The organism is Monashia sp. HAY1-5C (assembly GCF_056755255.1).
The window spans coordinates 1-272 of sequence record NZ_JBPGXG010000359.1 but is presented as its reverse complement, the minus strand read 5'-3'; the positions used below and the strand labels follow the sequence as shown (position 1 = coordinate 272).

The 272-nt window shown below is 50.0% G+C and carries 1 rRNA gene; it reads right to left on the bottom strand.

The annotated features are described in order from the left end of the window. A 23S ribosomal RNA gene (locus ACR9ZK_RS22025) occupies positions 1–105 on the bottom strand; the annotation flags it as partial. Between the last annotated feature and the right edge of the window lie 167 nt (positions 106–272).

The following is a 272-nucleotide window of genomic DNA, read 5'->3' as shown; positions in this document are numbered from 1 at the left end:
GATCAAAGCTTATTCGCAGCTCCCCACGGCTTTTCGCAGCGTATCACGTCCTTCATCGCCTGTGCATGCCTAGGCATCCACTAAATGCCCTTACGACACTTGATCGTTCTCATTGCCAATGCTCATCGTCTTTGCTTGGATTTGGAATTCCTATCCTCCTCGCTTTCGCTCGAAGGGGTTCCAAATCCGATAATCCGGACACTTCTCAAGTGAACCCAAAGGGTTCATCTTGCCAGTGTGCCGAACCAGCTATGCGCCGTTACCTTTTACAA